This window comes from Pseudodesulfovibrio sp. (genome assembly GCF_028692895.1).
In the GTDB taxonomy this organism is placed as follows: Bacteria; Desulfobacterota; Desulfovibrionia; order Desulfovibrionales; family Desulfovibrionaceae; genus Pseudodesulfovibrio.
Genome location: NZ_JAQUWN010000005.1, coordinates 15,647 through 30,238, shown reverse-complemented (window position 1 = coordinate 30,238; position 14,592 = coordinate 15,647). Strand labels below are relative to the sequence as shown.

Below are 14,592 nucleotides of genomic sequence, written 5' to 3'. Positions count from 1 at the left end.
GAAGCGGGGCCTACAACAGGGACTCGTCCTGGCGGCTCATGTCCGAGCACAGGATGAGATGCCTGCCGCCGCCCTTGTGGTAGAAGACGTGGGAAATGGTGGTGCAGAGGTTGCCCGAGGCCAGCGAGATGTAGGGCTCGGTGGTGAACTTCTCAAGCCCGGCCTGGATGGGCAGGAAGTATTCCTTGAGCGAATGGTCCGCGCCCATGCGCGCGGGTTCGTAGAGCAGCCGTTTGCTCTTCTTCAGCTTGTCCGGGTTGCACAGGGTGTCGGAGACCTGGCGGCCGCGCATGTCCAGCACGTAGAGGCACTCCACGTTGGGATAGGCGTCGATGAACCGGGTCATGGCCCGGTCCAGGCCGCGCGTGGGCTCCTCGGCCAGGGAGTGGCACATGGTCAGCATGAGCAGATCGTAGTTGGAGTAGAGCCGCTTGCGCCGGGCGATGAGCCGGGTCTGGTTCTCCCGATGCTTCTCGGCCAGGGCGGACATCTTCTCGGCCATGCCGGGCACGGCGTCCAGCCCCGGTGCGGGCCTGGCGAAAAAGAATCCCTGGAACACGTCCACGCCGTTGGAGAGCAGGCACATGGCCTCGTCCGCCGTCTCCACGCCCTCGGCCAGCACCAGGCAGCCGATGCGCTGGGCCATCTGCACGAAGCTTCGGACCACTTCGAGCTTGTGAAAATGATGCTGCACGTCGGTAATCAGGGAGCGGTCCAGCTTGATGATGTCCGGCTGGACCTGGGGGATGCGGTCCAGGTTGGAGAAGCCGACGCCCACGTCGTCCAGGGCGATGAGGAAGTTCTTCTTGCGGTAGAACCGGACGAAATCCATGAGGGCGTCCAGGTCCTTGCAGCGGGACTCGATGATCTCGATGATGACGTTGTTGGGGTTGACGCCGTAGTGCTTGACCAGCTTGAGCACCTGGTTGGAGCCGCGCGTCTCCTCGTTGATGCAGGAGGCGTCGAGGTTCAGGGAGAGCATGACGGACTTGTCGCGGCGGTGCAGTGCGGCGAAGGCCTCCACGGCCTTGGTTCGGCAGACCCGGTCCAGAGCGAGCCGGGATGCTCCGTCCCGGGCCTGGCCGAACAGCAGGGTTGGAGGTATCAAGTCTCCGGTATGGGGGTCGAAACCTCTGCTCAAGGCTTCCAGCCCGATGACCGCCTTTCTCTTGAGCGACACCTGCGGCTGGAAGTGGATGAGAATCGATTCGTTGTCTAAAATTTCCTGAAGATTCGCCACGGCTTCAACCATTGTGAGACTCTGCTTTTCCGACCACCGCCTTCTCGCAGCGCCGAATGGTCGTTTTCGTTCTTGCGGATCGGCGCCGGGGCAGAGGGCCGCCCCGGCGCTCATATCGTGTCGCAATCCGCTTCTTGGCCTAGAGGATGCCGTCCTCGTTGGTCCTGATGCGCAGGGCCCGGGTCAGTTCGGTGACGAAGATCACGCCGTCGCCTTCCTTGCCGGTGACGCCCGCGGTCTGGATGGCTTCGATGGCTTTGGCCTCGAAGTCCTCGTTGACCCCGATTTCGAGCCGGACCTTCTTGAGCAGGTTCACTTCCATCTGGACGCCGCGGTAGGTCTCGGTGAAGCCCTTCTGGCGGCCGGAGCCCAGGATGTTGGTGACGGACAGGGAGTAGATCTCCTTGGAGTACAGGGCCTGCTTCACGTCGTTGAGCTTTTCGGGCCTGATGTATGCTATGATAAGCTTCATTGTACTATTCTCCTTGATATGGCTGCAGATCGTATGGGTGGTGCCGGGCTACTCGTTGCTGAAGAGCTGGAAGCCGTTGTAGGCCTCGGAGCCGTGCTCGGCGATGTCCAGACCCTTGAGTTCCTCTTCCTTGGTGACGCGCAGGCCGAAGACGCCCTTGACCACGCTCATCAGGATGTAGCCGGCGCCAAACGCCCAGACGAAGAACACGCCCGCGCCGAGGAGCTGCACGCCGAGCTGGCCGAAGCCGCCGCCGAAGAACAGGCCTCCGTCGGTGTTGAACAGGCCGCAGGAGATGGTGCCCCAGGCGCCGCAGACGCCGTGGACCGAAGACGCGCCGACGGGATCGTCGACCTTCAGGACCTTGTCGATGAACTCGATGGCCAGGACCACCAGCACGCCGGCGACCAGGCCGATGATGATGGAGGAGCCGGGAGTGACGGTGGCGCAGGGTGCGGTGATGCCGACCAGGCCGGCCAGGCAGCCGTTGAAGGTCATGGAGATGTCCGGCTTGCCGAAGCGGAACCAGGCGATGAACATGGAGCCCAGGGTGCCCGCGCAGGCGGCCAGGGAGGTGTTCATGGCGATCAGGCCTATGGTGTCGTCAGCGGTGGTGGTGGAGCCGGGGTTGAATCCGAACCAGCCGAACCAGAGGATGAAGACGCCGAGGGCGGCCAGCGGGATGTTGTGGCCGGGAATGGCCTTGGCCTTGCCGTCCTCGGTGTACTTGCCGATGCGCGGGCCAAGCACGATGGCTCCGGCCAGGGCGATCCAGCCGCCCACGGAGTGGACGACGGAAGAACCGGCGAAGTCGCAGAAGCCGAGGCCTTCGAGCCAACCGGCGCCGTCATCGCCGAGCCACAGGGAACCCCAGGCCCAGTGGCCGGAGATGGGGTAGATGAAGGCGCTGATGACGATGGAGACGATGATGTAGCTGGAGAACTTGGTGCGCTCGGCCATGCCGCCGGAAACGATGGTGGCGGCGGTGGCGGCGAACACGGACTGGAAGAACCAGAAGGTGTAGGACCAGCCGTCGGGGTGCGTGCCCAGGGCGAAACCGGAGGTGCCGAAGAACCCGCCGGAGTCGATGCCGAACATGAGGCCGAAGCCGACCAGGAAGAAACAGATGGAACCGGCGGCGAAGTCGAGGAAGTTTTTCATCATGATGTTGCCGGCGGACTTGGCGCGGGTGAAGCCGCACTCGACGCAGCCGAAGCCGGCCTGCATGACCATGACCAGGATGGCGGCCACGAGCGTCCAAAGGATGTTGGCATTGGTCTGGGTGAGGTACTCCACCTCATCGGCAAAGGCGAGGGTCGGGGCGAGGATGGCCGCCATGGCCACCATCATCACCATAACCTTCCTGGACAGGGGGGTCGGGGACTTTCTCAAAAACATTACGGTACTCCTCCTTGAAGTGGGATGCGTTCAAACCTGCCCACCCTCTATCAAGAGCTGTGCCAAAGTCGATTTTTGTGACTAATAGCGCAAAATAGCCACTTTTAAGCCAAGTTGACTAGGCGATTTTTTGCAAATTTGTTATTTATTACATTTTTGAAGCAACAATTTTACATCAAAATTGTCAATATTCATTCAGCATGGAAAATGACCATCGGTCGCATAATAAATTGATGTTATATGACATCCCCTTGAATTCCCGCTGGAATTTCCGGTTGACAGGATGAAGCTGCGCGTGTAGAGAATATTTCATGATCGACACCACCCCCCGCTCCGCATACTTTACCAACTTTTATTTTGGTTATTGGTATTGCCGCGCACGCGGTCCGGAGAGAGGTGCACTGTAATCCCGTTGGCGGGACGAACACGAAAAGGAACCTCTTCAAGGGCCGCGGGCGAAAGCCGGCGGCCCTTGTCGTTAAGGAGCCCCGGCCATGTCGCAGGCAGCCCGGAAGGAAACAAGGGAGCAAGGACCATGCACATCGGCAAAGCGATCAGACTGGAACGGATCATCAACCGCAACACCGGACGCACCATCGTGGTGCCCATGGACCACGGCGTCACCGTGGGCCCCATCGACGGGCTCGTTGACATGCGCGAGGCCGTGGGCAAGGTGGTGGACGGCGGGGCCAACGCCGTCATCGAGCACAAGGGCCTGGTCCGCTGCGGCCACCGCGCCCAGGGAAAGGACATAGGGCTCATCGTCCACCTCTCGGCCTCCACCTCGCTCTCGCCCTTCCCCAACGCCAAGGCCCTGGTCGCCTCGGTGGAGGACGCCATCCGCCTGGGCGCGGACGCCGTGTCCATCCATTGCAACCTCGGCGACGAGACCGAGGCCGCCATGCTCGCCGACTTCGGCGCGGTCTCCTCCGCGGCCGCCAACTGGGGGATGCCGCTGCTCGCCATGATCTACGCCAGGGGCCCCAAGATCACCGACGAATACGATCCCAAGGTCGTGGCCCACTGCGCCCGCGTGGGCACCGAGCTGGGCGCGGACGTGGTCAAGGTCCCCTACACCGGCGATGTGGACACCTTCGGCAAGGTGTGCGACGCCTGTTGCGTACCCGTGGTCATCGCGGGCGGACCGAAACTTGACAGCACCGAGGCGTTCCTTCAGATGGTGCATGATTCCCTGGAAGCGGGCGGCGCAGGCCTGTCCGTGGGCCGCAACGTCTTCCAGCACGAGAACCCCACCCGCCTGGTGGAGGCCCTGAACATGATCGTGCACCAGGACGAAAGCGTGCAGGCCGCCCTCGACCACCTCAACGGATAACCATACGGAACCGTCCCATGAAAAGAGTCATCTTCAAATCCGTCCCCTTCGACAAGAAGCTGGTCACCCTGGCCCTGGAATCCGGCGTGGACGCCGTGATGGTCGAGGCCGCCAAGGCCGACGACGTGCGCGCCCTGGGCCGGGTCACGGTCATCACCCCCGAGGACATGACCGTGGTCGAGCTGAAGGAGAAGGCCGACGAGGAGGTCGCGGTCAAGGCTGTCAAGGATGGCAAGAGCGTTGTCCTCAGGAAGGGATGGGAGATCATCCCGGTGGAGAACATTCTGGCCCAGGTGGACTCCCTGGCCCTGGAATGCGAAAGCCTGGACCGGGCCGTGCTGGCCGCCGGCATCCTGGAGCGCGGCTGCGACACCGTGGTCGTCCTGCCCGAGGGCGCGGCCGACCTCAAGCGCATCGTCGCCGAACTCAAACTCTCGCAGGGAACCATGGACCTTCAAGCCGCCACCGTCACCGCCATCGAATCCACCGGCCTGGGCCACCGCGTCTGCGTGGACACCATTTCCATGCTGAAGCGCGGCCAGGGCATGCTGGTGGGCAACTCGTCCGCCTTCACCTTCCTGGTCCACGCCGAGACCGAGTCCAACCCCTACGTGGCCGCCCGCCCCTTCCGCATCAACGCGGGCGCGGTCCACGCCTATACCCAGATGCCGGGCGACAAGACCACCTACCTCGAAGAGCTGCGCTCGGGCACGGACGTGCTCATCGTGGGCGCGGACGGGGCCACCTCCCTGGCCACCGTGGGCCGCGTCAAGGTCGAGGTCCGGCCCATGCTGCTCATCACCGCCGAGGTCAGGACCCCGGACGGCGTCAAGACCGGCCAGGTCTTCCTCCAGAACGCGGAGACCATCCGCGTGGTCTCGGACAAGGGCGCGCCCGTGTCCGTGGTCACCCTCAAGGAGGGCGACAAGATCCTGGTCAGGACCGACGAGGCGGGCCGCCACTTCGGCATGCGCATCAAAGAGGAAATCAAGGAGGGCTGAGGCCCCCCGCATCGGAGCGACCATGGCTGACAAAAATGGACAGACCGAAACCCCCGATCTCGGGGAGCTGCGCGACCGCATCGACGACCTGGACAAGCGGATCGTCGGCCTGCTGAACCAGCGCGCCGAGGTGAGCCTGGGCGTGGGCCGATACAAGGCGGCCCACCACGAGCCCATCTTCATGCCCTTCCGAGAACAGGAGGTCCTGAACAAGATCGCGGCGTCGAGTCCCGGCCCGCTGCCGGACAAGCACCTGCGCACCATCTACCGGGAGATCATGTCCTCCTCGCGCCACCTCCAGCGGCCGGAGCGCGTGGTCTACCTCGGGCCCGAGGGCACCTTCTCCTACTTTGCGGCCATCGAGCACATGGGCGGCGCGGCCGAGCTGACCCCCAAGTCCAACTTCGAGGAAATCTTCCGCGCCGTGGCCGAGGAAGGGGCGGAGCTGGGCGTCATCCCGCTCGAAAACTCCATCGAGGGCACCGTGGGCCAGGTGGTGGACCTCTTCATGAAATACACGGTCCACATCCAGGCCGAGGTCTTCTCGCGCATCAGCCACTGCCTCATCTCCAACGCGGAGCGGATCGAGGACGTGGAGGTCATCTACTCCCACCCGCAGCCGCTCGGCCAATGCCGCCAGTGGCTGCGCACCCACCTGCCCGACGTGCCGACCATCGCGGCCGAATCCACGGCCGAGGCCGCGGACATCGTGGCGGGCAAAAAGGCCGCCGCCGTCATCGGCCACGTCAGGCTGGCGGACATGCACTCCATGAACGTCCTGGCCCAGTCCATCGAGGACCTGCCGGACAACTGGACGCGCTTCTTCATCATCGGGGCCTCCCCCTCGCGCGAGGACCGGCGGGACAAGACCACCATCCTCTTCACCCTGCCCGACCGGCCGGGATCCCTGGCCCGGGTCCTGACCACCCTGGCCCACCAGTCCATCAACCTGACCAAGCTCGAATCCCGTCCCTTCCGGGGCGAGAAATGGAAATACGTCTTCTTCGCCGACCTGGAGTGCGACCTGGGCGGCGACAAGTACGAGGACGTGCTCGAAGACATCCGCGACCAGTGCCACACCCTGCGCGTGCTCGGCACCTACCCCACCCAGGAGGAGCGGCCATGAGCAGGCAGCCCGTCGTCATAACGGCCCCGGCCAGCAAGTCCCTGTCCCACCGCACCCTCATCGCGGCGGCGCTGGCGGGCGGCACGTCCGTGGTCTCGGGCGCGCTCGACTCCGACGACATCGCCCGGACCCGCGCCTGCCTCGCGGCCTGCGGCGCGGTCATCGAGGAGTCGGACGGCGCGCTGAGGGTCACCGGCATGGCCGATGGCCCCAGGGGCGGCAACGCGGACGGCAAGCATCCGGACGATCCCCCGCGCGAGTTGTTCATGCACGAGTCCGGCACCACCTGCCGGTTGATGACCGCCGTGGCCGCCGCCGGGCGCGGGACCTTCCGCGTCCGCGGGGCGGACCGTATGCACGAGCGGCCCATGGCCGAGCTGACCGGCGCCCTGGCCAAACTGGGGACCAAGTTCGCCTTCGAGGGCGAGAAGGGATTCCTGCCCTTCGTCATGACCGCCGCAGGCTACGCGGGCAAGAAGGCGGAGATCACCCTGGAGGAGAGCAGCCAGTACCTCTCGGGCCTGCTCCTGGGCGCGCCGCTCTCGGACCACGAGGTGACCATTTCCGTCACGGGCGAGAAGGCCGTGTCCTGGCCCTACGTGGCCCTGACCCTGCGCATCATGGAGGATTTCAAGGCCGGGTTCGAGGTCCGGATCAAACGCGACGGCAAGTGGGCCGCCGCGCCCTGGCGCTCGCTCAAGACCGCCCACCCCGGCCGGACCCGCTTCGTGGTCCGGCCCACGGGCTACTGCCCGGCCGACTACCGGGTCGAGGGAGACTGGTCCAACGCCAGCTATTTCCTGGCGGCCGGGGCCGTGGGCGACCGCCCGGTCCTGGTCAAGGGGCTGGCCGCCGACTCGCTCCAGGGCGACCGGGCCATCCTGGACATCCTCGCCCAGATGGGCGCGTCCATCAACGTCACCTTCGACGGCATCCTGGTCTCGCCCGGTCCGTTGCGGGGCGTGCGCGTGGACATGGGCCGCTGCCCGGACCTGGTGCCCACGGTGGCGGCGGCCGCCGCCTTCGCGGCCACGCCCACGGTCATCGAGAACGTGGCCCACCTGCGCATCAAGGAGACGGACCGCCTGGCCGCCTGCGCCGCCGAGGTGGCGCGCGCCGGGGCGTCCACCGAGATCGGCGCGGACTCGCTGACCATCCGGCCCGGCGGGCTGCACCGCGGCAGGGCCGTGGATTTCCGGGCCTACAACGACCACCGCATGGCCATGTCCCTGTCGCTTTTCGAACTGGCGGACATCGACGTCAACCTTGACAACACGGCCTGTGTCGGCAAATCATTCCCCGGCTTCTGGGACGAATGGAAGAAGATCACGGACAAGGCCTAGAACGGACGAACCGATGAACATGGAAACACGCGCGGCCGAATCGGGCCTGCACAACATCGCCATCGTGGGCGCGGGCGGACAGATGGGAGGCCTCTTCCTGAAGGACTTCTCCGCGCTCGGCTGCGCGGTGTCGCCGCTCGACCGCGCCAGCTCGGACCGGGACGCGGCCGAGGCCCTGGACGGCTGCGACCTGCTGCTGCTCTGCGTGCCGGTCACGGCCATGGAGCAGGTGCTGGACAAGATGGCCCCCCTCCTCTCGGACCGGACCGCGCTCTGCGACGTGGGCTCGGTCAAGGTCCTGCCCATGAAGGCCATGCTTGCCCGCCACCCGGGCCCGGTGGTGGGCGCCCACCCGCTCTTCGGCCCGGTGATCCCCGAGGGGTTCACGCCCAGGGTCGCCGTGGCCGCGGGCCGTCCGTCCGACCGGGGCGCGGCCGCCCGCGTGGCCGCGCTCTTCGAGGCGTGCGGCTACACCTGCTTCGAGACCACGGCCGAGGAGCACGACCGGGCCATGGCCATCATCCAGGGGCTCAACTTCACCTCCACCGTGGCCTTCCTGGCCGCCGCGCGCGACGTGGAGCACATCGAGAATTTCGTCACCCCGTCCTTCAGGCGGCGGCTCGACTCCGCCCGCAAGATGCTGACCACGGACAGCGAACTGTTCGAGGTCATCGCCGAGGCGAACCCGTTTTTGCAGGAAACCAACCGCAAGTTCCTCTCCTACCTCAGCCTGGCCGCCGGCGGCGATCTCGACCTGCTGGCCGACCGGGCCCAGTGGTGGTGGCGCAACGAATCATATTGATGGGGTGCGGCGAAAGCCGGACTGCGCGACGTTTGCAACCGGAGCCGCACCCCGACCAGGGTGCGGTTTCATTTTTGTAAGGAGTGAAAAAGATGCCATTCACGTGAAGGAAATCCGAGAACCGGAAAAAGCAGAAAGGGTGGGAGGTCATCCCCCGGCCCTATCATTAATAGGTAAACAAGGCCCCCCGCAGGCGGGGAGGCCACAACCCAAGGATCATCCGTATGGAAAGAATCACGTTGACGCAGCATGGCAAATGGTTGCCTGCCGACGTCCAGACCACCATCAGCCTGTACCTCGGGCTGGTGGGCGACCAGCCGGGCATCCTGCTGGAGTCCGCCGAGGTGGACGGCCGCCTGGGGCGGTACAGCCTCCTCGCCTGGGACTACCGGCTGATGCTCCACCCGGTGGACGGCAAGCTCGTGGTGGAGACCGGCGATGAACGCCTCGCTCCGCTGAAGGCGCTGTCCGGCCTCGATTTCCTCGACGGCGTCAAGCAGGCCGTCAAAACCATCCACATCCGGCAGGAAGCCGTCGGACTGGGCGCGCGCGACGGGCTCCCCGGCCTGACGCGCGGCCTTTACGGCTACTTCGGCTTCGGCGTGGCGGGCATGTTCGAGCGCAAGCTGCGGGACGTCTACAAGCCCGAAAACGCCGAGGCGTGCCTGGTCCTGCCCGGCCAGATGGTCCTCTTCGACCACCTGCGCCATTCCTGCTGCTACCTGGGCCTGGACAAAGGAGCCGCTCCCGCGCCCGCCCCGGTCCAGTGGAGCATGGACCTCACCGCCCCCGAGGCAGGGACGCCCAAGGCCCGCCCCGGCAAGGCCGAGTACATGGCCATGGTCGAAGAGTGCAAGCGGCTCATCGCCGAGGGCGAGTGCATCCAGGTGGTGCCCTCCACCCGGTTCACCGTGCCCCTGCCCGACGAGCCGTTCAAGATCTACCGGCGGCTGCGGCAAGCCAACCCCTCCCCGTTCATGTTCTTCATGAAATTCCCGGCCTGCCCGTCCATGGGCAGGAGCTGCGGGGCCGTCCTGCTCGGCTCATCGCCCGAGCTGATGGTCCGCTCCACGGCCGGCCGCCTGGAGGTCCGCCCCATCGCGGGAACGCGCTGGAGGGGCGAGACCGCCGAGGAGGACAAGCGGCTGGCCGAGGAACTGCTCAATGATCCCAAGGAGCGCGCCGAGCACGTCATGCTCGTGGACCTGGGCCGCAACGACCTGGGCCGCATCGCGAGGCCCGGCTCGGTCAAGGTCGAAAAGTTCATGAACGTCGAGCGGTTCTCCCACGTCATGCACCTGACCTCCTACGTGGAGGCGGAGCTGAAGGACGGGCTGGACGGCATCGACGTGCTCCAGTCCACCTTCCCGGCCGGGACCCTCTCGGGCGCGCCCAAGATCCGGGCCATGGAGATCATCGCCCACCTGGAGCCCCGGGATCGCGGCCCCTACGGCGGCTGCATCGGCTGGATCGGCCTGGACGAGGACGAGGTCAGCCTGGACATGGGCATCACCATCCGCTCCATGTGGATTCGCGACGGGCTCTGCCAGTGGCAGGCCGGCGCCGGGGTCGTCTACGACTCCGACCCGGAGACCGAATGGAACGAGTGCAACAACAAGGCCCGCGTCCTGCTGGAAGTGATCTCGGGCAAGGGAGGGACCGATGTTTTTGCTGATCGATAACTTCGACTCCTTCACCTTCAATCTGGTGCAGGCCTTCCAGCAGCTCGGGGCGGACCCCGTGGTCATCCGCAACGACCGCGAAGAGGTGCTCGAACTGGCGACAAGCGGCAAGCTGGCCCGCGTCTGCCTCTCCCCCGGCCCCTCCAACCCGCAGAACGCCGGCTACTGCCTGGAGTTCCTGGCCCGGCTGCCGAAGGAAATCCCCGTCCTCGGCGTCTGCCTGGGCCACCAGGCCCTGGGCCACTTCGCGGGCGCGCCGGTGAGACGGGCGGACAGGATCATGCACGGCAAGACCTCCCCGGTGTTTCACCAGGGCAAGGGCGTCTTCGCCGGGCTCCCCTCGCCCTTCGAGGTCTGCCGCTACCACTCGCTCATCGTCCCGGCCGAGCAGGCAGCCGACGTCATCGAGGTCACGGCCCGCACGGACCAGGACGAGGTCATGGGGCTTCAATACAAGGACCGCCCCTGGTTCGGCGTCCAGTTCCACCCGGAGTCCATCCTGACCCCGGACGGCCCCAAGCTGCTTGCGAACTTCTTCAACGTGAAAGGATACTCATCATGACCATAGCCGACATTCTCGAGATTCTGGCCCAGAAACGCCCCCTGACCGACGACCAGGCGGACTTCATGTTCGAAGAACTGATGACCGGCAAGCTGACCGAGGCCCAGGCCGGGGCCTTCCTCATGGGCTTGCGCGGCAAGGGCGAGGACTCCACGGACCTGGCCGCGGGCGTGCGCGCCTGCCTGTCCCACGCCCGGACCATCCCCGGCATCAAGGCCACGCCCGAAACCCCGATCTTCGACACCGTGGGCACGGGCGGCGACGGCCAGCACTCCTTCAACTGCTCCACGGCCACGTCCCTGTTCCTGGCGGACATGGGCGTCATGGTGGCCAAGCACGGCAACCGCGCCCTGTCCTCCTCCTGCGGCTCGGCCGACGCCCTGGAAGGGCTCGGCGTCCCGCTGGAGCAGACGGCCGAGGAAGCCCGCGCGGGCCTGGAGAAATACCACTTCGCCTTCCTCTTCGCCCCGGCCTACCACCCGGCCTTCAAGTTCATCATGCCGGTGCGCAGACAGCTCGGCATCCGCACCCTGTTCAACTTCATGGGCCCGCTGCTCAACCCGGTGCGACCGTCGCACCAGCTCATCGGCGTGGGCGACCCGGAGCGGCTCTTCCTGATGGGCGAAACCCTGCTGCTCACCGGCGTCAAGCGCGCCCTGATCTTCGCGGGCGCGGGCGGGTTCGACGAATTGACCACCTGGGGCATGAACCGGGGCTACTTCATCAGCGACGGCCGCATGGACAAGACGGTGGTGGACCCGGCGGCCCTGGGCTTCGCCAGGCACGCGCCCGAGGACGTGCGCGTCGCCGGCAAGGAGGACGCGGTGGAGAAACTGCGCGCCGTGCTGGCGGGCAAGGGCCCGGCGGCCATGATGGACATGGTGGCCCTCAATCTGGCAGGGTGCCTCCACCTGCTGGACAGGGGGACCATGGCCGAATGTTCGGCCCTGGCCCGCGACATCGTGAACCAGGGACTGCAAAAAGGAATCCCCTATGCTCAATAAATTCAGGGAAGCGAAGCGGCTCGAAATCGAGAGCCTGCACAAGGACTTCGCCGAAGGCCGCATCCCGGCCATGTACCGGGGCGAGCGCCCCTCCTTCGTCGAGGCCATCCGGGCCAAGGGGCCGGGCGCGGTCATCGCCGAGTTCAAGCCCGCCAGCCCGAGCAAGGGCGTCTTCAAGGAGGAGCTGAACCCCCTCGACTACGCCGACGCCTACGCCAAGAACGGCGCGGCGGCCATCTCGGTCCTCACCGAACACGTCTACTTCAAAGGCACGCCGGACTTCCTGTTCATGATGAACGGCCCCGGCATCCCCCTGCTGCGCAAGGACTTCATCCTCGACCCGCTCCAGGTGGCCATGACCGCGTCCAGCCCGGCCTCGGCCGTGCTGCTCATCGCCCGCATGTGCGACGACGCGGCCCACCTGCGCCAGCTCATCGAAATCGCGCGCCTGCCCGGCCTGGCCCCGGTGGTCGAGATATTCGACCAGGCTGACCTGGACCGCGCGCGCGAGGCAGGGGCGGACATCATCCAGGTCAACAACCGCGACCTGGACACCCTGCAAGTCGCCCTGGACCAGGCCCGGCGCTTCATTCCCCAAAAGAAGGAAGGCGAGCTCTGGATTTGCGCCTCGGGCGTGAACACCCGCGCCGAGGTGGAGGAAATGGGCGCCCTCGGGTTCGACGCCGTGCTCATCGGCACCAGCCTGATGGAGGCCGACGACCCCGGCGCCAAGCTCGCCGAACTCGCGGGGGGCAGGTAACCATGGCGAGACCCCTGATCAAAGTCTGCGGGATGACCCGCATGGAGGACGTGCGGCTGTGCGCGGACCTCGGCGTGGACCTGATCGGGTTCATCTTCCATCCGGCGAGCCCGCGCAACGCGGACCCGGACTTCGTGGCCTCGGTGCACACCGGCGTCACCAAGGTCGGGGTCTTCGTCAAGCAGTCCGCCGACGAGATCATCGAGATCATGGACCGCTGCAAGCTGCACGCGGCCCAGCTCCATGGCGGCCACGACTGCGACGCCTGCGAGAAGATCGGGCCGGACCGGGTCATCCGGGCCTTCTGGCCGCAGACGTATCCCTCCCCCGAGGCCATGCTCCGCGACATGGAGCGCTACGCCGAGGTCTGCGGCCACTTCCTGCTCGACGCAGGGGCCAAGGGCCAGGGGGGAACCGGCGAATCGATTGATTTTGCCATGTTGCAACATATTGAAATACAAACACCTTGGTTCCTTGCTGGCGGTCTGAGCCCGCACAACCTGGACGCGGCCCTGGCCGTGAACCCGCCGGGACTCGACATCAACTCCGGCGTGGAATCGGCCCCGGGCGTCAAGGACGCCGCCAAGCTGCGGGCGGTCATGGACCGCATCGCCGCCCTGGGCGAATAAACGACAATGCGAGGCCGCATCCGGCCCGGACGCCTGGCGTCCGCGCCGGATGCGGCCGACGAGGATAACACTATGAAGAAAGGATACTTCGGCGACTTCGGGGGCCAGTTCATCCCCGAACTGCTCATGCCGCCGCTCATAGAACTCGAAGAGGCCATGCGAACCATCCTGCCGAGCGAAGCGTTCCGGACGCGGTTCGACCAGATGCTGAGGGAGAACGTGGGCAGGCCCTCGATCATCACCCACTGCCCGCACCTCTCAAGGGACCTCGGGCTGGACCTGTGGCTCAAGCGCGAGGACCTGAACCACTCGGGCGCGCACAAGATCAACAACACCCTGGGCCAGGGGCTGCTGGCCAAGATGATGGGCAAGCAGGTGCTGCTGGCCGAGACCGGCGCGGGCATGCACGGCGTGGCCACGGCCGTGGCCGCCGCGATGCTGGACATGAAGTGCGTGGTCTACATGGGCGCCACCGACGTGGTGCGCCAGGCCCCCAACGTCGGCCGCATGCGCCTCATGGGCGCGGAGGTCATCCCGGTGGAGTCCGGCACCAGGACCCTCAAGGACGCCATCAACGCGGCGCTCCGCCGCTGGATCGCGGACCAGGAGAACACCCACTACTGCTTCGGCACCGCCGCCGGGCCGCATCCCTTCCCGACCCTGGTGCGCGAGTTCCAGCAGGTCATCTCCAAGGAGGCGCGCCAGCAGTTCCTGGACCGCAACGGCAGGCTGCCCGACGTGGTCGTGGCCTGCGTAGGCGGAGGCTCCAACGCCATCGGCATGTTCCACCACTTCGTGCCGGATCAGTCCGTGCGCATCGTGGGCGTGGAGGCGGCGGGCACCGGCGAGCCGGGCTGCCACAACTCCGCGCCCCTCAACCTGGGCAGCGACGGCGTGCTCCACGGTATGCTGACCAAGCTGCTCCAGACCAAGGACGGCCAGATCCTGCCCTCCCACTCCGTGGCCGCCGGGCTGGACTACCCCGGCGTCGGACCGGAACACGCCCACCTCCAGGCCATCGGCCGGGTGGACTACACCACCATCAACGACGCCCAGGCCCTCAACGCCTTCCAGGTCCTCTCCCGGCGCGAAGGCATCATCCCCGCCCTGGAATCCTCCCACGCCGTGGCCTACGCCATCGAGCACAAGGACGAGCTCCAGGGCAAATCCGTGCTGATCTGCCTGTCCGGACGCGGGGACAAGGACCTCGGCATCCTCGACCAGATCCTCTAGGAGACAC

Annotated in this window: 14 protein-coding genes; 11 read left to right on the top strand and 3 right to left on the bottom strand. The window is 66.1% G+C overall.

Features of this window, described 5'->3' with window-relative positions; all coding sequences use genetic code 11:
• Positions 1-10: 10 nt before the first annotated feature.
• From PHP91_RS02210 to PHP91_RS02200, 3 genes are all read right to left on the bottom strand, one after another.
• Complete coding sequence (locus PHP91_RS02210) at positions 11-1,252, bottom strand: EAL domain-containing protein (RefSeq protein ID WP_300136189.1); 1,242 nt, start codon at positions 1,250-1,252, stop codon at positions 11-13.
• Positions 1,253-1,379: 127 nt separating this feature from the next.
• On the bottom strand, positions 1,380-1,712 hold the full coding sequence (locus PHP91_RS02205; RefSeq protein ID WP_300136188.1) for a P-II family nitrogen regulator: 333 nt from the start codon (positions 1,710-1,712) through the stop codon (positions 1,380-1,382).
• A 48-nt stretch (positions 1,713-1,760) separates the two neighbouring features.
• Entirely contained in the window at positions 1,761-3,110 is a 1,350-nt protein-coding gene (locus tag PHP91_RS02200; protein ID WP_300136187.1) for an ammonium transporter, read from the bottom strand.
• 535 nt (positions 3,111-3,645) lie between these two features.
• Here PHP91_RS02200 and PHP91_RS02195 point away from each other — a divergent pair.
• The 11 genes from PHP91_RS02195 (at position 3,646) to trpB (ending at position 14,585) form a co-directional block, all read left to right on the top strand.
• A complete protein-coding gene (locus PHP91_RS02195) occupies positions 3,646-4,443 on the top strand; it encodes a 2-amino-3,7-dideoxy-D-threo-hept-6-ulosonate synthase (protein ID WP_300136186.1) in 798 nt (265 codons plus the stop codon).
• A 17-nt stretch (positions 4,444-4,460) separates the two neighbouring features.
• Positions 4,461-5,444: a 3-dehydroquinate synthase II family protein gene (locus PHP91_RS02190; protein ID WP_300136185.1), complete on the top strand. Its 984-nt coding sequence runs from the start codon at positions 4,461-4,463 to the stop codon at positions 5,442-5,444.
• A 22-nt stretch (positions 5,445-5,466) separates the two neighbouring features.
• Entirely contained in the window at positions 5,467-6,570 is a 1,104-nt protein-coding gene (gene pheA / locus PHP91_RS02185) for a prephenate dehydratase (RefSeq protein WP_300136184.1), read from the top strand.
• Complete coding sequence (gene aroA / locus PHP91_RS02180) at positions 6,567-7,913, top strand: 3-phosphoshikimate 1-carboxyvinyltransferase (RefSeq protein ID WP_300136183.1); 1,347 nt, start codon at positions 6,567-6,569, stop codon at positions 7,911-7,913. Before pheA ends, aroA begins: the two co-directional genes overlap by 4 nt.
• A 13-nt stretch (positions 7,914-7,926) precedes the next feature.
• The gene (locus PHP91_RS02175; protein WP_300136182.1) at positions 7,927-8,715 is read left to right on the top strand and encodes a prephenate dehydrogenase/arogenate dehydrogenase family protein; all 789 of its coding nucleotides are present in this window, start codon (positions 7,927-7,929) and stop codon (positions 8,713-8,715) included.
• A 224-nt stretch (positions 8,716-8,939) separates the two neighbouring features.
• Positions 8,940-10,397 (top strand): anthranilate synthase component I family protein, encoded by a 1,458-nt coding sequence (locus PHP91_RS02170; protein ID WP_300136181.1) that lies wholly within the window; start codon positions 8,940-8,942, stop codon positions 10,395-10,397.
• A complete protein-coding gene (locus PHP91_RS02165) occupies positions 10,378-10,959 on the top strand; it encodes an aminodeoxychorismate/anthranilate synthase component II (protein ID WP_300136180.1) in 582 nt (193 codons plus the stop codon). Before PHP91_RS02170 ends, PHP91_RS02165 begins: the two co-directional genes overlap by 20 nt.
• A complete protein-coding gene (trpD, locus tag PHP91_RS02160) occupies positions 10,956-11,963 on the top strand; it encodes an anthranilate phosphoribosyltransferase (RefSeq protein WP_300136179.1) in 1,008 nt (335 codons plus the stop codon). Before PHP91_RS02165 ends, trpD begins: the two co-directional genes overlap by 4 nt.
• The gene (locus PHP91_RS02155; RefSeq protein ID WP_300136177.1) at positions 11,953-12,723 is read left to right on the top strand and encodes an indole-3-glycerol-phosphate synthase; all 771 of its coding nucleotides are present in this window, start codon (positions 11,953-11,955) and stop codon (positions 12,721-12,723) included. The genes trpD and PHP91_RS02155 overlap by 11 nt, the downstream gene beginning before the upstream one ends.
• A 2-nt stretch (positions 12,724-12,725) precedes the next feature.
• Complete coding sequence (locus PHP91_RS02150; RefSeq protein WP_300136174.1) at positions 12,726-13,352, top strand: phosphoribosylanthranilate isomerase; 627 nt, start codon at positions 12,726-12,728, stop codon at positions 13,350-13,352.
• Between the two features lie 72 nt (positions 13,353-13,424).
• Positions 13,425-14,585 carry a tryptophan synthase subunit beta gene (trpB, locus tag PHP91_RS02145; RefSeq protein WP_300136171.1) on the top strand — a complete coding sequence of 387 codons (1,161 nt, stop codon included), beginning with the start codon at positions 13,425-13,427 and terminating at the stop codon, positions 14,583-14,585.
• Positions 14,586-14,592 lie beyond the last annotated feature (7 nt).